General features: G+C 37.2%; 14 protein-coding genes and 1 pseudogene. 1 reads left to right on the top strand and 14 read right to left on the bottom strand.

Annotation, left to right across the window (positions count from 1 at the left end):
• Positions 1-85: 85 nt before the first annotated feature.
• From nadB to NBX25_RS00015, 13 genes are all read right to left on the bottom strand, one after another.
• A complete protein-coding gene (nadB, locus tag NBX25_RS00075) occupies positions 86-1,657 on the bottom strand; it encodes an L-aspartate oxidase (protein ID WP_123909296.1) in 1,572 nt (523 codons plus the stop codon).
• A 30-nt stretch (positions 1,658-1,687) separates the two neighbouring features.
• On the bottom strand, positions 1,688-2,314 hold the full coding sequence (locus NBX25_RS00070) for an NAD(P)H-dependent oxidoreductase (RefSeq protein WP_250252186.1): 627 nt from the start codon (positions 2,312-2,314) through the stop codon (positions 1,688-1,690).
• Positions 2,315-2,437: 123 nt separating this feature from the next.
• A complete protein-coding gene (locus NBX25_RS00065) occupies positions 2,438-4,702 on the bottom strand; it encodes an FIDD domain-containing protein (protein ID WP_123909294.1) in 2,265 nt (754 codons plus the stop codon).
• 36 nt (positions 4,703-4,738) lie between these two features.
• A complete protein-coding gene (locus NBX25_RS00060) occupies positions 4,739-7,006 on the bottom strand; it encodes an FIDD domain-containing protein (RefSeq protein WP_250252184.1) in 2,268 nt (755 codons plus the stop codon).
• Positions 7,007-7,168: 162 nt separating this feature from the next.
• Complete coding sequence (rnhA, locus tag NBX25_RS00055) at positions 7,169-7,645, bottom strand: ribonuclease HI (protein ID WP_123909292.1); 477 nt, start codon at positions 7,643-7,645, stop codon at positions 7,169-7,171.
• Between the two features lie 24 nt (positions 7,646-7,669).
• The gene (dnaB, locus tag NBX25_RS00050; RefSeq protein WP_123909291.1) at positions 7,670-9,256 is read right to left on the bottom strand and encodes a replicative DNA helicase; all 1,587 of its coding nucleotides are present in this window, start codon (positions 9,254-9,256) and stop codon (positions 7,670-7,672) included.
• Positions 9,257-9,408: 152 nt separating this feature from the next.
• Positions 9,409-11,508 carry an FIDD domain-containing protein gene (locus NBX25_RS00045; protein ID WP_123909290.1) on the bottom strand — a complete coding sequence of 700 codons (2,100 nt, stop codon included), beginning with the start codon at positions 11,506-11,508 and terminating at the stop codon, positions 9,409-9,411.
• Between the two features lie 34 nt (positions 11,509-11,542).
• On the bottom strand, positions 11,543-12,130 hold the full coding sequence (locus NBX25_RS00040; RefSeq protein ID WP_123909289.1) for a hypothetical protein: 588 nt from the start codon (positions 12,128-12,130) through the stop codon (positions 11,543-11,545).
• A 298-nt stretch (positions 12,131-12,428) separates the two neighbouring features.
• Entirely contained in the window at positions 12,429-13,664 is a 1,236-nt protein-coding gene (locus tag NBX25_RS00035; protein ID WP_123909288.1) for an MFS transporter, read from the bottom strand.
• A gap of 92 nt (positions 13,665-13,756) precedes the next feature.
• On the bottom strand, positions 13,757-14,119 hold the full coding sequence (locus NBX25_RS00030) for a hypothetical protein (RefSeq protein ID WP_123909287.1): 363 nt from the start codon (positions 14,117-14,119) through the stop codon (positions 13,757-13,759).
• Between the two features lie 69 nt (positions 14,120-14,188).
• A complete protein-coding gene (locus NBX25_RS00025; RefSeq protein WP_250252182.1) occupies positions 14,189-15,688 on the bottom strand; it encodes a GH3 auxin-responsive promoter family protein in 1,500 nt (499 codons plus the stop codon).
• Positions 15,689-15,827: 139 nt separating this feature from the next.
• Positions 15,828-16,124 (bottom strand): hypothetical protein, encoded by a 297-nt coding sequence (locus tag NBX25_RS00020; RefSeq protein ID WP_123909285.1) that lies wholly within the window; start codon positions 16,122-16,124, stop codon positions 15,828-15,830.
• Positions 16,125-16,300: 176 nt separating this feature from the next.
• On the bottom strand, positions 16,301-16,696 hold the full coding sequence (locus NBX25_RS00015) for a hypothetical protein (protein ID WP_123909284.1): 396 nt from the start codon (positions 16,694-16,696) through the stop codon (positions 16,301-16,303).
• A 251-nt stretch (positions 16,697-16,947) separates the two neighbouring features.
• Here NBX25_RS00015 and mfd point away from each other — a divergent pair, with 251 nt between their 5' ends.
• Positions 16,948-20,211, top strand: a complete 3,264-nt coding sequence (mfd, locus tag NBX25_RS00010; protein WP_250252180.1) for a transcription-repair coupling factor — start codon at positions 16,948-16,950, stop codon at positions 20,209-20,211.
• Here the strand turns inward: mfd and NBX25_RS00005 are convergent.
• Positions 20,150-20,275: pseudogene (locus NBX25_RS00005) on the bottom strand (methylated-DNA--[protein]-cysteine S-methyltransferase); the annotation flags it as partial. The gene mfd and the pseudogene NBX25_RS00005 overlap by 62 nt on opposite strands.

Below are 20,275 nucleotides of genomic sequence, written 5' to 3'. Positions count from 1 at the left end.
ATTAAGATCCGTAAAAATTGCAAAATATTAACAATAGTGAGAATTCTCAAACTGAATATTTCCATTCTTTATGTCATTGACTTTTTTACACTAAATCTTTATTGTAAAATGCCCCTTTATTCTCTTTCATTTCCATAGATTGGGTAATGATGAGGTGAGCAACGGTAGTCAGGTTTCTTAGTTCTGATAATTGTGGAGAAAGGATAGAGTAGTGGTAGATTTCATCAACAGCAGCTGCAATTTCCTGGTGTTTTTGTAACGCCATATTCAAACGTCTGTTGCTTCTCACAATTCCTACCAGGTCGCTCATCATTTCCTGAAGTTGTTTTCTCAGGTAGCTGACGATGACCATTTCATCCATGATCTTCATTCCTTCTTCATTCCACTCCGGAACTGCTTTTAAATCATCAAAGTTGAATAGGTTTTCATTAAGAAGAGATACTGTTTTCATGGCAGCATTATGTCCAAAGACTAATCCTTCCAATAGTGAGTTTGAAGCTAATCTGTTAGCTCCGTGTAATCCGGAATTGGTACATTCTCCTACTGCAAAAAGATTTCTGATAGAAGATTGTCCGTCTCTGTCTACTTCAATACCTCCCATCAGATAATGGCAGGCAGGAACTACGGGAATTAATTGAGTGAATGGATCAATGCCTTCGTTTTTGCACTTCTTGTAAATATTCGGAAAGTGTTCTAAGAATTTTTCATGATTCATTTCCTTGCAATCTAAGCCGACAAATTCGTCTCCGGTAATTTTCATTTCGGCGTCAATAGCTCTTGCAACAATGTCTCTTGAGGCGAGTTCTTCACGTTCATCATATTTATGCATGAACTTTTCACCTCTTTTGGTTCTTAATTTTGCTCCGTCTCCACGAACGGCTTCTGAAATTAAAAACAACATTCCATCCATTTTGCTATACAAAGCTGTTGGGTGGAACTGGTAATACTGCATATTGGAAACCTTTCCTTTTGCACGGGCTACGAAAGCAATTCCATCTCCTGTTGCAATAGTAGGATTGGTTGTGTTTTTATAAACATGTCCGGCACCTCCTGTGGCAGCCAGTGTAATTTTAGAGGTGATTTTTTTGATGGTTTTGGATTTTTCATCCAAAATATAAGCTCCATAACAATGAATGTCTCCTTCATTCAATTCTTTTCCAGGAACGTGGTGTTGGGTAATGATGTCAATTACATAGTGATGGTCTAGAATCTCAATATTCGGACTGCTGTTAGCTGTTTCCAAGAGCGCTCTTTCAATTTCAAAACCTGTAATATCTTTATGATGGACGATTCTGTTTTCGGTATGGCCTCCTTCTCTTCCCAGGGCAAATTTGCCATTTTTCATATCGAATTGAGCACCCCATTCTACAATTTCATTGAATCTTGCAGGAGCTTCCTTTACTACCATTTCTACAACATCACGCTTATTTTCTCCGTCTCCGGCGCGCATGGTGTCTTCTATGTGTTTTTCAAAATTGTCTTTCTGAAAGTCGGTGACTACAGCAAGGCCTCCTTGTGCGTATTTGGTATTGCTTTCATCTTCATCAGACTTTGTTACAATGATGATTTTGGCATCAGGGAGTTGTTCAGAAACTTTAATGGCATAAGAAAGTCCGGAAATTCCGGAACCGATTACTAATACATCCGCTTTTATCATGTGCTTGCTTTAGATACAATCATTTAAATATTAAATAAATTTAAACAATTTTTCGTTTGGTTTTCTTACTTTTTTCATATGCTGGAAGTGATCTTCCTCAGAACGGTAACCTAAAGCGAGGGTAACGGTTACTTTTTCTGTTTCAGGATTGATATTCAGAATTTCTTCTATCAGATCTTGCCTGAAGCCTTCCATGGGGCATGAATCTATGTTTTCAATAGCAGCGGCATACATCAGATTGGCTAATACGATATACGACTGTTTTTCTGCCCAGTTGAAAATTTCATCCAGTGTTTTTTGATTAATATGCTTATTAATACTATTCTTGAATGGGACAAGTTGCTCAAGTGGAGTTTCTCTTACCTCGGAAATATGTTTAAAATATCCTTTGATATAATTTTCTTCAATGATCTTCTTTGAAACAATCACAACAAGATGAGAGCACGTGGAAATCTGGGATGGGTTATAAAAAGCAGGAATTAATTTCTGTTTCATTTCCTCACTTTCAACAATGATAATCTTATAAGGTTGAAGTCCCAGAGAACTTGCAGACAGCTTTCCCGACTCAAGAATGTTGTGAAGGGTTTCCTGAGGAATAATTTGATTATTAAATTTTTTCACAGAATATCTTCTGTTTAAAGCCTCCAAATAATTCATAGCACAAATTTAAGAATTGAATATGAATAAAGGGACTTTAAAATGAAATATATCCTCTTAATTTCATACAAAAAATCACCCCGCATAGCGGAGTGACTCTTCTAATATGAATGATAAACGTGATTAATTTCTGTTTTTAACAATAATCCAGCCTGCAAAGTTGATAGGAGTAATCTTATTATTGTTATTTTCATTCCATGAAACGGAATACCAATAGCTTCCAGTAGGAACTCTTCTTCCGTTAGCAGTGCCATTCCATCTGTATCCATTGGTTTTATCTGCTTTGAAAACCTGTAAACCGTATCTGTCATAAATATTAACTTCAAAATTAGGTTTAACAGCCAATGCAGAATAATCAATAAAGTCATTGATGCCGTCATCATTAGGGGTAATGATATTAATGAGGTTAGGAACGGTAACGTTAATGGTAATGGGTTCACAGTTATAATTATCTTTTACATAGATCTTGGCAACTCCTCTTGGGATATTGGTGAATACATTGGAATCCTGCCAGACGATATTATCCATTGAATATTGATAAGGTGGCATTCCGCCGTTTACGTGTACGGTAACAGATCCTCCTGAAATGTCTACACTTGAGATGACAGGGCTCTCAGCTGGAATTACTGTTACGGTCTGTGTCGTGATACATTCTCCGGTTTTTAGTTTTACCCAATAGGTGCCAACACCAACATTTTTAATAGCCTGTGTGGTGGCTCCGGTGCTCCATTCATAACTTTTGAATCCTGGGCCGGCATCCAGTGTTGTTTTGCTTTCCATACAGATGATTTTGTCTTTTAAAACTCTGGATGGAGCCGGAGCATTAACTTTTAGAGTAAGTTTAGCGATTGAAAAGCATCCGGTTGCATTGAAAACTTTGACATAGGCAACTCCATTGGGAGCAATATATGCACCCGGATTAGTTATTTCGTTTGTTCCATTAAGCGCGTCTGTTAATGATGGGTAATATTTTTTTGTAAATGCAGCCGGATTTGGGATAACGCTGGCATTGATAAGATTAAAAGAGGCGGTCAGTGGATTGCTTTCTATAAAACATGATTCTATTTGAACATCATAAACAGTTATAACTGGATGAGTATTCAGTGTGATTTTGGCTGTGCTTACACATCCCTGTGCTGTAATTACCCTCACATAGATAATCCCTGGTGGAGAGACGTAAGCTGAGGGATTAGTAATCTGATTGGTGCTGGCGTTCAGGTCATGTATACTTGGATAGAATTCTTTTGTAGTACCTGTTAAGGTGGTAACGGCAGCTGAATTGAGATCAAAAATACCAACTCCTCCATTATTGTTGTTACATTCTGTAAGGCTAGCATCAGTTGCTGCAAACGGCGTAGGATCTAGTTGGATGATTCCGTCTCCGTTATCACAAAGTGTTGAGGTGGGATCTTTAACAATTACTTTTATAGTAGTGTTTCCTGTATACTGAAAGCTGGTAGGATTGGCAATAGGAGTGGCAGATCCCAGAATGTAATAAGTGAAAATATAATTACCGGGATTATTTACAAATTGTATATTATATGAAGTAAGATCTACAGTTCCGCTTCCTGTTGCAGGATTGGTACAAACAAAAGGTTTTAGAGTATTGTTTAAAATAGGAACTTTATCTACAAAAACCTTGGCATTTTGGATAGAGTGGCGGGCGCTGGCTCCTCCTGTTGCTGCTGAAAAACCAAAATATCCCTGTGTCATTCCTACCGCATTCCCAGAAGGAGCAAATGACTGATCGGCAATAAGTACCCCGTCTATCTTAATTTTAATGATCCAGTTGGTGGGGTTGGTGAGATCTGTTTCTCCGTTTACTTCAACGTGTCTGTAGGTATTGCCTACAAATGGTTGAGTGGGATTCAGATCAGGAGAGTGGAATGTACTTCCCGGAGTATTATTGAATTCTATATTATTGCCAGCAGTATTGTTGGTACCATATAAAACATGCACTTTACTCATCTGGCCTTCTGTAGTATTATTAAAAATATCAAAACCTACCATAAGTCCTGATGCATTGGCTGGAATTCCAAGACCTCCTCCTGACACAAATCCTGTTGGAGGGTTGGCTAAATACCAGAATGTAAAACCATCTCCACGTCCAAACTGTGTTGTTCCGTTTCCATCAATTCTGAAATCAAATTCTACCTTCCATTTATCACAATAGCTTAAGGTGATTGGGGTGGCTAATTTTATGGCTCCATACTTACTTGTTTGGTCTGTAGTAAGTCTTATAAAATCTCCGCTTACAATAGCGTCGGATACAAGATCCCAACCTGTGGTATTTACCGGATTTCCGGTAAGTTGATAGGTTTGAGAGAAGGTTTTTCCTGGGAGACAGAGTAAAATGCCCAGTATAAAAAAGAGTAGAGTTTTTTTCATAGGAAAGTATTGTGATGTTGTTATTTGTATTAATGTTTATTCCATATTTTTTACCAATACCCAGCCTGAATATTTTGTTTCAGTGTTGTTTTTGTTGTTTTCATTCCAAGAGATTGTATACCAATAGGTAGCACTAGGGATTTTTTTACCATAAGCCCTTCCGTCCCAGGTGTAATTTCTTATTTTGCTAGCTTCGTATAGTTTATTCCCGTACCTGTCATAGACTGTGAAGACTAAGTTTTTCTTGTAAGCTAACGCGGAATAATCTATGAAGTCATTTTTATTGTCTCCGTTAGGAGTGATGGCATTGATGAGGTTAGGAACAGTTATCTGAACCTGAATAGGAGAACAATTATAAAAATCTTTCACAAAGACCTTAACTTCTCCTCTGGCAAGACCGGTAAAAGTGTTTGATGTCTGCCAATTAATTCCATCTATCGAATATTGGTAAGGTGGTCTTCCTCCGGCGACATTAACTATAATGGTATTGTTATGAATATCTATGTTGGATATTACAGGATTGACAGAGGGTTGTACATTTACAATTTGTGTAGTAATACAGTTTCCTGTTTTAAGTTTTACCCAATACGTTCCGACACTTACATCTTTAATGGATGAAGTGGTAGCTCCGGTGCTCCACAAATAGTCGTCAAAACCAGGGCCGGCATCCAAATCGGTTTTGTTCTCTATACAGATGGTTTTGTCTTTGAGAATTGAAGATTTAACGGGAGGAAGTACAACAAGATTGATCTTGGCTATAGCAAAACAGCCGTTGGTATCTGTTACTTTTGCATACACTGCTGTGTTTGTTGAAGTATATTGATAAGGGTCAGTAATCTCATTGGTGTCGTTAATAGCATTGGCAACTGTTTTGTAGTATTTTTTAATGATACCGGTAGTTAGCGAAGTTACATTGGCTGTTGTTAAATTAAATATGGCATTAGATATATTGTTCTCAATAAAGCAGGATTGTATGGTGTCGTCTCTTACCAGCGTTTCGGGATAGAAAGTAAGGGTGATTTTTGCTGTACCTATACATCCTAGAGGGGTGGTTATTTTTACATAAACTGTTCCCTGTGCAGATACATAAGTATCCGGAGATAAAATTTCATTCGTTCCCGCATTTAAATCATTGAGTGTTTTGTAGTATTTCTTTGTAACACCAATTATGTCAGTTACATTAGCGGAATTTAGGTTGAAAGTTGCTGTTCCTGCTTTATTGTTATTACATTCGGTAAGTGTTTTGTCGTTAGCTTTAAGAGGTGCCAGATCTAGCTGGATTTTTCCATCAGGATTGTCACAAAGTACTCCGGCATTATCTTTAATAACAATAGTTATCGTTTTATTGGTGTTAAAATCATAGCTTGTAGGGTTGGCTATAGGGGTGGAGCTTCCCTGAGGATAGTAAGTGAATGTATAGTTTCCTGGATTGGAAACAAACTGAGCGTTAAAATCAGTTAGGTTGACACTTCCATAGCCGGTGGTGGGGTTTGGGCAGAAAGATTGAGTGGCTAAGGTCTTTAAAATGGAAACCTTATCAGTATATATTTTTACATTTTTAATGGAATGTTTAGCACTTGCTGCTCCGGTAGAGGCCGAAAAGCCAAAATATCCCTGGGTCATAGTAGCAGCTCCTGCTGAAGGGATAAATGATTGTGATGTGATGGTATTGCCATCTATCTTTACGGTAATAATCCAGTTGGTGGGGGTGGCGGGATCTGTTATTCCTGTAACTTCAACGTGTTTATAAGTAGATCCTACAAAAGGTTGGGTAGAATTGAGGTCTGGAGAATGAAATGAACTTCCTGGAGTATTGTAGTATTCCAGTCCATTCGTATCTATAGTATTAGGAACTACTCCATAGGCAACATGAACTTTGCTCATCAGCCCGCCTCCTGCCATATTGTTATAGATATCAAAACCTACAATCAGACCCGTTGCATTTTGTGGAATTCCCAGTCCTGCTCCTTGTTGGCTGGTGACTGGAGGATTGGCAAGATACCAGAATGCAAATCCGTCTCCTTTACCTGTTGATGTTCCATTTCCATCAATTCTGAAATCAAACTCAACTCTCCATTTATCACAATACTTTAAATTAATAGGGTCGTTGAGCTTTATGGCGCCGGCTTTATTGGTGATGTCATCCGTGAGCATGATGAAATCTGTATTGGCAACTGCGCTAGGGACTATAGTCCATCCAGTGGTATTGATAGGGTTTCCGGTGAGCTGATAGGTCTGGGCAAAGGATGTTCCAGATAGGGTAAGTAAAAGAATAGAGAAGTAAAATAATAAATTTTTATTCATTTCACTGGGAATTTAATTAGTGTAAATATATTAAATCCCAATTAAAAAATAGTTGTTTTATGTTAATTTTGTTAAAAAAATTAGATATTATTCAAAAAATGATATTTATTATGATAAAGTAGTGAATGTTGTGCGTGTTATTTGGGATTAGTATTAATTAAATTAAAAGAGCGAATTGTTTTCAAGTCCTTCAAAATAAGTGTCAATTTCCAGTTCAGAAGAACTGGCTGCAGCAACGGCTAATTTGTCACAAAGTTCATTTTCGAAATGACCTGCATGTCCCTTTACCCAATGCATCGTAGGTTTATGTTGATTGTAAACTTCAATGAATCTTTTCCAAAGATCCGGGTTCTTTACGTTTTTCCAGCCTCTTTTGATCCATCCAGTAATCCAATTCTGGTTAACGGCATCTGCTACATACTTGCTATCAGTATATACATGAATATCATTTTCCGTAGATTTTAGTTTTTCCAGTGCAGAAATTACAGCAAGGAGTTCCATTCTGTTGTTGGTGGTTTTTCGAAAGCCTTTAGAAAATGTTTTCTGATAGTTTTTTTCAGGAACACGCATAAGAATACCATATCCGCCTTTTCCGGGATTTCCACTGCATGCACCATCTGTATAAATTTCGATTCTCAAATCTGCTTTATAAAATTGAATTATTTAAAATGGGAAGTCATCATCATCATCAAAATCATTCATGGAAGATCCTGAAAGTTTCGAACTGTCCGGAAGATCAAACGCTGCCCCCGGTTGGATGGTTGTTTTGATTTTATCAAAACCGCTTGGTTCCCCAAAGTTCGATGGATATCCACCTCCCATGCCGCCATCAAGAGCCGCTTCAATATCACCAAATTTTGCAAAGTGCTTTAAGAAAGATAGTCTTACATCCGCTGTGGCACCATTCCTGTGTTTTGCGATAATTAATTCGGCCTGATTTTCCGTGGAAGTTTCCTGTCCCTCTTCATCATTATCCCAAACAGTAATTTTATAGTATTCCGGTCTGAAGATGAAAGATACAATATCTGCATCCTGCTCAATCGCTCCGGATTCCCTCAGATCTGAAAGCTGAGGTCTTTTTCCGGGACGCGTTTCCACACTACGTGAAAGCTGAGAAAGTGCAATTACCGGGACGTTCAATTCTTTTGCAATCGCTTTTAATGAACGGGAGATCATGGAAATTTCCTGTTCACGGTTTCCAACTCCTTTTCCGCTGCTCCCCGCTGTCATCAGCTGAAGGTAGTCGACCATTATCAGTCTTACCCCGTGCTGCATTACCAGTCTTCGGCATTTTGCACGGAAGTCGAAGATCGAAAGTGATGGCGTTTCATCTATATATAAAGGAGCGTTTTCCAATTCAGATACGTTGGAGAATAGTCTTTGCCATTCTTCATCGTCAAGAGTTCCTTTTCGGAGTTTTTCGGATGAGATTCTTGTTTCCGAGGCGATCATCCTGGTAATAAGCTGTACTGAAGCCATCTCGAGAGAGAATAGTGCCATTGGGATTTTATGGCCCACAGCAATATTTCTTGCCATCGAAAGAAGAAAGGCGGTTTTTCCCATCGCCGGACGGGCAGCAATGATAATAAGGTCGGAATTCTGCCAGCCTCCGGTTTCTTTATCTACATCCCTAAATCCTGAAGGAACACCGGAAAGTCCCTCTTTGTCTTTTAAAGATTTGATGGTGTCAATCGCTTGTTTTACTAATGAATTAGCCGTGTCAAAACCTTTTTTAATGGTTCCGTTGGTGATCTCAAAGAAAGATTGTTCTGCTTTATCCAGAAGTTCAAATACATCCGTTGATTCTTTATAAGAAGAATCAATCACATTCGCAGAAACGTTAATAAGACTTCTTAAAATATATTTTTCAAGAATAACACGAACGTGATACTCAATGTGGGCAGATGAACTTACTCCCATAGTAAGGTCAATGATATAATGATCTCCTCCTGCCTGACTTAATTTATCCTCTTTTTTAAGATCCTGAATAATAGTCATTAAATCTACCGGATGGTTGCCTTCGTAAAGCTTTAAGATGATAGAAAAAATAACCTGATGTCTGGGATCGTAAAATACTTCCGGAGTAAGGAGGTCAATGGAATGATCAAGACCTTTCTTGTCAATCAAAAAAGTTCCGATAACAAGTCTTTCAAAATCCACTGCATTAGGAGGCATTTTTCCATCCGCAATAGACAGTTCTTTTGCAAAGTTTCCGTGTGTAAGGGATGATAATGTTTCTTTCTGCGCCATGGTGCAAAGATAGCTTATTTAAAAAATATTAAAAAAATAGTATTCAACAAATTATTAGCAGTCTTTGTGAAAATACGACCAATAGGAGGTTGGGTATGTTGATAAAAAAATCACCTCAGTTGAGGTGACTTTTTTATTATATAAGTGAGAGGTTACTCTCTGTTTTTCACAATAATCCATCCTGAGAATTTGAATGGTGTGTTCTTTTGGTTATTCTCATTCCAGGTTAATGAGTACCAATAAGTGCCAGTAGGTATTTTTTTACCGGCAATTGTTCCGTCCCATTTGTATCCATTGGATTTGTCAGCCTGGTGAATTTTAACACCATATCTGTCGAAAATACTTAAAGTCAGATTTAGTTTGCCTGCAATTGCAGAGTAATCCATAACATCATTAATTCCGTCTCCGTTTGGAGTGATAACGTTGACGATGTTAGGTACTAATGCCTCAATTTCAATAGGATCACAATCGTAAGCATCTTTTACATATATTTTGTAATTACCTCTTGCAACATTAGTGAATACATTAGAATCCTGCCATACAACATTGTCTATAGAGTACTTGTAGTCAGGAGTTCCTCCAATTACATTAACTGTTAGATTTGTTGTAGATACATCAATGCTTGTGATTACAGGTTGCTCAGAAGGGTATACTGTTACCTTTTGAGTGGAAATACATTCTCCAACTTTACTGGTAAGCTTTACCCAATAGGTGCCTACTCCTACATTGCTGATGCTTTGTGTCGTTGCTCCGGTGCTCCATTCGTATTTTTTGAATCCAGGTCCTGCATCCAGAGTGGTTTTGTCTTCCATACAGATGATTTTATCCTTAAGTACGCTGGATTTTTCCGGAGGAAGTACTTTAAGTGTTACTTTAACAACATTGAAGCATCCAAGATTGTCATATACTCTTACATATATTACACCATTAGGAGCGGTATAGGTCTTATAGTTTGTTATTTCATTGGTTGCATCTACAGCATCAGCCAGTGAAGGGAAGTACTTTTTCTTATAACCAGAAGCTGCTGTTATAACCGGTGCGTTTTCAAGGTTGAACAGCCCCATAGAAGGCGTTGCTTCTATATGACACTCAGTAAGTGTAGGTTCGGCAAGAACTTTTACCAGCGGGTGGAATTTTAATTTAATTTCTGTAATCGTAATACATCCATACTCGTTGGTTGCTTTTACAAAAGCGGATCCTTCAGCAGAAACATATTGATAAGGATTGGTTATTTCGTTAATGACATGGTCCAGGTCATACATTGAAGGGTAGTACTTTACAGTAAGATTAGGGGTTAGTCCTATATCTGCTGTTGATAAGTCATATAATGCTGTTCCTGAGTTGTTATTGCTACATGAGGTAAGTTCTCCGGGAGTTAATGCAAAAGATCTGTCAAAAAACTTGATGTCTCCAAATTCCCTACACTGATTTAAGAAGTTAACGGGTTTGGTAGGGTCAACATAAGAAATAGAGTAAGTATAATTCGCAGTTGTATTTACCGGAATAGGGGTTGTGATAGGGTCGTAATCACTCGCCGCATCCGCTGCACTTCGGTAATATTTTATAACAAAATTAGGGTTGTTATTTCTGATGTGATTGGATAGTGTGGCGAAATCAAATGTTACAGGATTTCCACAAATGTCAATATTTCCATCCTGTTTCGGGCCAGGCTTTAGAAACGGGAAAGGTTGGTAGATTTTTAATGAATTGTTGTCAAATGGAGTAAGTAGTGTTGCTGTTCCTCCGAAGCTTAACTTGAAAGGGGCAACCTCTGTTGAGTAGTTATTTAAAAATAAATGATATACCTGTCCTGGAAGTACATCGATATATTTTACAAATCCAGTTCCGCCACCGCCTTCTGTAATCTCTGTAGAAGTCATATCAAGTCCTGTTAAAGGTGGAGTGATAGAACTTCCTAATCCTGCAAAAGAACATCTTAGAGGTGTTTCTCTTATGTTGGCGCAGTCGTGGTTTGGACCGTAAAGTGCAAAGTCGTAATCGATGCTGGCTGCTGTAGGACCTATGGGGGTGACTAGAAAGGTAAGTGTTCCAGCTGTTTGTATGCTGAAAGTAAACCACATAGAGTTTGTTTCGTTGGTTAGACAGCCACTTCCTTCTTTTGTGCTTCCGTACCCATTAGGTTTCAGGGAGATCTCTGAATCACTGCATATGGGTATAGCGGTGATGCAGTCCTGTTGTGCAAAAACCATTTGGGTAATGAAAATTAGAAAAATCAGTAGATATTTTTTCATTTTGACCGATTTAAAATTGAATCCTTAATGTGAGTTATTTGTTCGTTTGGATAAGTTGTTTACCCCATCCTGGTACAGAATCTAGTGCTGTTGCAGCTTTTTGATATTGCATCTCAGCTTCAGATTTGTTTCCGGATTTTTCAGCAGACTTTGCCTTTAAAATCGCCAGTCTGGGATTGTTAGGATCAGAGTTCTCAGCTTTGGAAATAAACTGTGTAATAGCTTGTGCTCCTTTTGCAGGATATCTGTAAATGCCTATCTGCATACTTTGAAGAGTGATAAGGCCTAAAAGAGTATTTATTTCAGCATTGTCTGGCTGCGAGAGTGAGGTTCCAAGGGCAAATTTTTCAGCCATTGCATTTGATTCAGTAGCTGAAGCAGTAGACTTTTTTGATAATAATTCTGCTTTAAGATACATAGACACAGCAGCATAGTAATTAGCTTGCCATTTTTCAGAAGTTTTGGTTTCTGTAAATTTCTTAAACAGTTTGTCGAAATCACCTTCAGTATTGGTGGTGTTGAGCTGTAAAGCGCTTTGTTGTAATGCTTTGTCAGTAAAAGTCTGAGCGCTTGCCCAGAAACCAGTCACGAAAAAGCTTAAAATAAATAAAAGTTTATTCATAAAGGGGGTATTTGTGACAAATATATGAAATTATTAATGTTTAATGATGAATTGTGATATATATTTATGAATATGGCTTATTGTTTCGATATGTGGTATTTTTTATTTTTGGTTGGTTTATATGGAAATTGTAATATTTGTTGGGTTTTTGTTTTTAAATTGTGGTGTGAATTGTGAGTTATTTGAAATAAATTAGGTGTAAAATAAAAATAAGGATAGAAAATATTCTATCCTTATTTTATAGGGGTGTGATTTTTATTGGTTTTAAGTGTTTTTAAATCAATTGATAATAAAATTGCTAATATTGCATCTTTCTCAGTTTTGGATTGGTGCTTCCAACAACTAAGGCTACCAGGACTGTCATGCATCCGCCAAATACTACAGAGCGAACTACACCTAGTAATTTAGCCATTACTCCACTTTCAAATTGTCCCATCTCATTGCTGGACATAATAAATATAGAATTAACACTCAATACACGTCCTCTTATATGATCTGGAGTTTTTAACTGTACAATGGTTCCTCTAATGACTACGGAAATACCATCAAGCATTCCACTTAATACCAGGAACATAAAAGAAAGCCAGTAAAGTTTTGATAGCCCAAATCCTACAATACAGATTCCAAATCCGGTCACTACCGCAAGCAGTATTTTTCCCTGGTTTTTACGTAAAGGAATAATAGATAAAAGTGTGATAATGAACATGGAACCAATATCAGAAGCAGCGTTCAGCAGGCCAAATCCTTCCGCTCCTGAATTCAGGATATCTGTTGCAAATACAGGAATCATAGCTACTGCTCCTCCAAAAAGTACGGCAAACATGTCAAGGCACAAAGCGCCCAGAATTTCCTTTGTTTTAAAAATATAAGTAATTCCCTCACGCATACTTTCCACAACATCTACATTTTCTTTCTTATGCTCAGAATGCTGCTGGCTCAGTTGCCAGAAAAAAAGTGATGCAATAAATATCAGAGATAAAATAACAACCAATGTCCATCGTACTCCGAAATATCCGATAAGAAGTCCTCCGGCTGCATGTCCGCAAACTGAAGATATCAGGAAGGTTGCCTGGTTAAGAGTGACCGCATTGGGTAAGTTTTCTTTCTTTACAATTTTAGGAATCATAGAAGGAACAATGGGGCCTATAAAGGCTCTTGCTATTCCTGTAAAAAATATAACTCCATAAATGAAATAGGTGATCTGATGCCCTGTAAAATGCATTTGAACATTAAAAAAAGCAGGAATCAAAAGAAGTCCGATGAGAAAAATATAAGCATAATTACAAATGAGTAACAATCTCTTCTTTTCATTCATATCAATAACATGGCCGGCATATAAAGCACAGCTCACCGCGGGAATAACCTCTGAAAGTCCGATAAGGCCAATTGAAAAAGGATCTTTGGTTAATTGATACACCCACCATCCTAATAAAGTGGCAAGCATTCTGAAAGCTAAAACAATAAAAAATCTCCCGGTAAGAAGATTTCTGAACTCAACATTTTGTAATGTTTGTAACGGGGTAAAGGAAATCATGAACAAAAATAGCCCTAAAAATTTATTTAGGGCTATGTATATGTCGTTTTTTAAAAGATATATTAAATATATATCAAAAGATAAAATCTATTTTAGTCTGCTCTTGAAGAACTGATAACGATAGCAGCAACTCCTGCCGCTCCGATAATAGTAGCACCTGCTGCAATTCTTGCCTTTCTTCTATCTTTTACTGCTGCTACATTAGATTTTGGAATAATTATTTCTGTACTGTCTTTTTTTCCGGCAGTACCTACAAGATTATCTCCAACAATATTTCTGAATAGTATTTTCTGCTTCGGGGATCCGTCTCTCATGGTAACTTTGTAAACTTTTCCGGCTTCCAGGTTAGAGTAATTGTTTTTTGAAATATCCTCGTTGTATTTTGTAGTCGCGCAAGAGGTAATAACAAATAAAGACGTTAATAAAGATGATTTCAACAGTACAGATGCTTTCATTATTTTCGTTTAGTTTTTCAAATTTATAATTTTTTTTGAATATACGTTTTTGGAATTGAAAAAATATCTCTAAAATTTGTAAATTTCTAACAGATCTGCGATATTTCTGTCATTGGCCAATCTTGGAGTCTTATTTTGTCCGCCCAGTTTTCCTTGGGACTTTGCATATTCGTGGAATGCATTTTTTTTCAGCCTAGTAATATAAAGCTTTTGCAAAATATTTCCGGAAATCAGATCATCATAATAGGTGTTTCTGTTTCTCAGCTGCTGGTCCAGTTCATCTCTGAATGCTTCCATATTTTCAGGATCTTTTTCAAATTCAATCAGCCATTCGTGATAAGGAAGACCCTTCCCCGGATTAACCTGTGGGGCTAAATGAAATTCAGTGATCTGTGCCGGAAGTTTTTCGAGAGTCGCTTTTAAAGCTTCCTCTACCTCAAATGCAATAACATGCTCTCCGAAGGCTGAAGTAAAATGTTTGGTTCTTCCACTTACCAGAACTCTATATGGTTTTTTATCAATAAATCTTACTACATCGCCAATAGAGTAGGCCCATAATCCTGAGTTAGTTGTTAAAATCAAGGCGTAATCTTTATGAAGCTCAATTTCTTTTAACGTTAATCTTCTGGAATTAGGTTTCCCATATTCTTCCAATGGAATGAATTCATAAAAAATACCATGGTTGGTCAGAAGAAGAAGACCTTCCTTTGTATAATCATCCTGAAAAGCAAAAAATCCTTCAGAAGCAGGAAAAGTTTGAATGATATCTACTTTTCCGCCCAATAAATCTTCCATTTTATCACGGTAAGGTTCATAATTTACACCACCTGTGACAATAAGCTGGAGATTAGGGAAAAGTTGTTTTATTTTTTTTCCATGTTTTGCAGTCAGTTTTTCAAAATACATGATAAGCCAGGGAGGTATTCCTGAAATCAGGGTCATGTTTTGTTTTTCCGTTTCTTCAACAATCTTGTCTACTTTTGCTTCCCAGTCTTCCATGATATTGGTTTCCCAGCTTGGTAATCTGTTTTTTTGAAGGTAATTAGGAATATGATGGGCGACAATACCGGATAATCTTCCCGTTTTAATTCCGAAAACTTCTTCCAGTTCAGGACTTCCCTGAAGAAAGATCATTTTTCCGTTAACAAAATCCGCATTGTTCTTTTTGCTGATATAATGGAATAATGCACTTTGAGCCCCTGCAATCTGATAAGGCATTCCTTCTTTAGAGATAGGAATGTATTTTGAACCTGAAGTTGTTCCTGACGTTTTGGCAAAATATTCAGGAGTATCTGTCCATAAGATGTTTCCTTGTCCTTTTTTTACTCTTTCTATGTAAGGTTTTAAATCTTCATAATCGGCAACAGGAACTCTGTCCTGAAAATCCTTTACAGAACGGATGTTTTCAAAATCATGTTCCCGCCCAAAAAGTGTTTTCTGAGCTGTGCTGACAAGGGAAATCAATAAGTCCTCTTGGTTTCTCTCTGCATTTTTTTTGAATTCCTCTGCCTTTTGAACATGCTTTTTTGCCCAGATAAGTGCCGCGTTTTTCTTGAAGAAGTTTAACATGGTTCAAATTTATAAATAAGTAGAGAATTGTGGAATTATTTTTTAGAACAGAAGGCATAAAAAAAACCGATGAAATAAATCCATCGGCTTTTCTCGAAATTTGATTATGAAAATAACAACTATATGTTGATGTTATGCTTTATTTATTTGCTTTATACCTTTTGTCCGGAGTACCATCTTTTTTAAGATGTTTGTTTTCTTTATATCTCTTATCCGGAGTGCCGTCTTTTTTCATTTTAGCGGCAGGTTGAGCAGGTTTTACTTCTGCCGGCTTAGCTGTTTTAGCGGCCATAGGTTTTGCAGCTTTTACTTCTGCAGGTTTAGTGGCGGCAGCTTTTACAGGCGCATGAGGAGTACTTGTAGCGGGAGCAGTCTGCTGAGCAGTAGCAAGGCCTAATCCTAAGACTAATGACATTGCTGATAATAATTTTTTCATAGGAATACTGTTTATTTTTGTTGAATAAAGATATACAAAAAGTAGGCTAAAAATTTTGGTTTTTTAAACTTAACTAAAGTTTATTACAGCTTAAAAAAAAATTAAAGTAGTTGGCTGAAGAATAAAAAAAGCCTGCTTTCGGTTAGGAGAACAGGCTTTTGAATAATTAGTGGATGTTAACGTGTACAATTGGCTGTCCATGTTTTACCATCCTGGGTATAAAAAATTTTCAATGTATTGTTATCAATTCTGATATAAGAAGTGGCAGTAGATCCTACCATTACTAAGGTGTTGTCTCCCTGTTTGTTGAATTCTATTCCATTGAGACTCGGAATACTGTTTGAGAAGGAAAAGTTGTACTTAGTACCACTGGCAATCTTTGTTACGAATACGCTTCCTGCATCCGTACTGATGTTGGTAGAGCCTCCATCTTTATAAGATACACTTCCTTTATAGGTTCCTGCAAAAAAGTCGTTGTCTGCCGGATCATCATCCTTGCTACACGACCAAAAAGATAATGCTGTAAAAACAAACAGCATCAAAACTCCTAGAATTTTCATTGCTTTTTTCATAATACTACTTTTAATGTTTGGTTCATTGTGAAATCCCAAACACTATGCCATGAGAAAATATTCGATTTTTTTTAACAGGTAATTAATTAAATTAATAAAAAATTAAGATTTAAATAGCCTAAGTAATTCATTTTAAATCTTAAAGTCTGCGGATTTCGATTCAAAGAAAAAAATATCCTTACCTTTGTATACCATTAAACGGTTTCGGAAAACTCCCGAAATCGCTTTTGTCGTTTATACCATTACTATTTATGCAGTTAAAATCCATCAATGAAAAGTTCCTTCCGGATCTGATGCAAAAAGAATTCGGAAAAGAAATTTTTACCCAGTTAGAAAATAGTCAGCATATTGCCGTGAAGGGGAGCGCAGGTTCCTCAGTTTCTGTTTTTGTGGCTGAACTGTTTTTGGTTCAGAAAAAAAATATTCTTTATCTGGTAGATGATAAAGAGGATGCATTGTATGCGAATACCGAAATGGAAGATTTGCTGGGGAAAGAAAAGGTATTGTATTTTCCGGCGACTCACCTTGAGCCTTACCAGGTGGAAAAAACACAGAATGCTAATCTTGTGCTAAGGACAGAAGTACTGAATAAAATCAATTCCGGGAGGTCTCCAAAAGTAATTGTTGCCTATGCCGGAGCTTTATCAGAAAAGGTATTGAAGAAGGAGGATTTTAAAGCCATTTCCCATCATATAAAAGTAGGAGATCAACTGGATTTCGATTTTGTAGATGAACTTCTTAACCATTATCATTTCCAACAGGCAGATTTTGTTTCAGAACCTGGAGAATTTTCTGTAAGAGGAGGGATTGTGGATGTATTTTCTTATTCCTATGAAAAACCATACAGGATCACGTTCTTTGGTAATGAAGTAGAAAGCATTAAAACGTTTGACATAGAAACTCAGCTTTCTGTAGATAAAGTGAAAGATTTTCAGTTGGTATCCAATATGAATTTTTCAGTAACGGGAAGCAGGGTTTCATTACTGCAGCTACTGCCTAAAGAAAGCTATGTGGTTTCTAAAAATGGAATGATCGGGATGCAGAAGATTAAAACATTCTATGAAAAATCTCTTGAAAAATATGAAACCTTAAGTAAGGAGGTCGCTCATAGAACTCCACAAGAACTTTTTATTTCTGATCAGGAGTTTTTATTTGATTATAAAAAATTTAATACGGTTGACTTCGGAAATGTTACTATTGAAGGATTGAAGGATATTGCTGAAGTAAAAATGGAGCAGCTTCCACAACCTTCTTTCCATAAAAACTTTGAGCTTTTGATTGAAGATATGGAAGAAAAGCAGGAAGATGGATTTGATACCTGGATTTCCTTTTCAACGGAAAAGCAGAAAGAAAGATTGGAGTCTATCTTTGAAGAGCTTGAACATGAACTTCCTTTTAAAAGCTTTAAATCAGAACTCCATGAAGGGTTTGTAGATAACGGACACAAGCTGTTGGTATATACCGATCACCAGATCTTTGACCGTTATCAAAGGTATAAGGCTAAAAATACCTTTGCAAAATCAGAGCAGCTTACTTTAAAAGACCTGATGTCTTTGAAGATTGGTGATTATATTGCCCATATCGATCATGGAATCGGAAAGTTTATGGGATTGGTGAAAGTGAATAATGACGGAAAAATTCAGGAATGTTTTAAACTGACCTATAAAAATGGAGATTTATTATATGTCAGTATTCATTCATTGCACAAGATCTCAAAATATAATGGGCCGGATGGAAGGGAGATTGTGCTCAGCAAACTTGGTTCTCCAACCTGGAAGTCTTTAAAACAAAAAACAAAAGCTAAGGTAAAACAGATTGCATTTGATCTTATTAAACTATACGCGCAAAGAAAAACGGCAAAAGGATTTGCTTATACACCAGATTCTTATCTGCAGAATGAGTTGGAAGCAAGCTTTATTTATGAAGATACTCCGGATCAGGAAAAAGCTACTGTAGATGTGAAAAGAGATATGGAAGCAGATACGGTAATGGATCGATTGGTTTGCGGGGATGTAGGTTTCGGAAAAACAGAGGTCGCAATCCGTGCTGCTTTCAAAGCCGCAACAGATGGAAAACAAGTTGCAGTATTGGTTCCTACTACTATTCTGGCATTTCAGCACTATAGAAGTTTCAAGGAGAGACTTAAAGATTTTCCGGTAAATGTTTCCTATGTTAACCGATTCAGAACTGCGAAACAGAAATCTGAAACCCTGGATGCCCTGAAAAACGGAAAAGTAGATATTATTATCGGAACCCATCAGTTAGCAGGCAGTTCTGTTAAATTTAAGGATCTTGGATTATTGATTATTGATGAAGAGCATAAGTTTGGAGTTTCTGTAAAAGATAAATTAAAAACTCTGAAAAGTAATGTGGATACCCTTACTCTTACTGCTACTCCGATTCCGAGAACATTGCAGTTTTCTTTGATGGCTGCAAGGGATTTATCCGTAATTAAAACACCACCACCTAACAGGCAGCCGGTAGATACTCAGCTGGTAGGATTTAATGAAGAAATAATTCGTGATGCTATTTCTTATGAAATTCAGAGGGATGGCCAGGTTTATTTCATTAATAACAGAATTGAAAACCTTAAAGATATTGCCGGACTTATCCAACGTCTGGTTCCTGATGCAAGAGTAATTACAGGACATGGGCAGATGGATGGTAAACAGCTGGAGAAAAATGTGCTTGATTTCATGGAAGGGAAGTATGATGTACTTGTTTCTACCACGATTGTAGAAAGTGGAGTGGATGTTCCCAACGCGAATACCATCTTTATCAATGATGCTCAAAGATTTGGAATGGCAGATCTTCACCAGATGAGAGGAAGAGTAGGGCGAAGCAACAGGAAGGCTTTCTGCTTTTTGATTACTCCACCTTATGATATGATGACCTCGGATGCCAGAAAACGTCTGGAGGCTATTGAGCAGTTTTCTGATCTTGGAAGTGGTTTCCAGATTGCGATGAAAGATCTTGAAATTCGTGGGGCTGGAGACTTGCTGGGAGCAGAACAAAGTGGCTTTATCAATGAGATGGGATTTGAAACATACCAGAAATTGATGCAGGAAGCTCTGGAGGAATTGAAGGATGATGTTGATTTTGAGAATCTATTTGATAACGAAGAAGACAGACAGAAGCTTTTCAAATCTGTAAAAGATGTTAATATTGATACGGATCTGGAGCTGATGTTACCGGATTTCTATATCTCCAATACTGAAGAGCGGTTGTTGTTGTATCAGAAAATTGCCGAGATTAGTAATGAAAAAGATCTTCATCAGTTTGAACTTGAACTGATTGACAGGTTCGGTGCATTGCCGAAAGAAGCTGTGAATTTACTGAAAAGTGTTTCTTTGAAATGGCTTGCCGCAGATATAGGCTTTGAGAAGATTGTAATGAAAAACGGTGTTTTTTTAGGTTATTTCCCAAGCAATCCCCAGGATAAATTCTATCAGCTACCAGCTCCCCATTGGAACCTATCACACGGTGACACGGGATTAAAATCGCAATTTTATTGATCCCATTAGCTGTTCCTACGGCACGTATAGCTTTTGGGTTTCCCAGAAATTCGGACTGTTGTTT

The sequence above is a fragment of the Chryseobacterium sp. Marseille-Q3244 genome (genome assembly GCF_940807095.1).
Lineage (GTDB): Bacteria > Bacteroidota > Bacteroidia > Flavobacteriales > Weeksellaceae > Chryseobacterium.
This window is presented reverse-complemented; position numbering and strand designations above follow the sequence as displayed.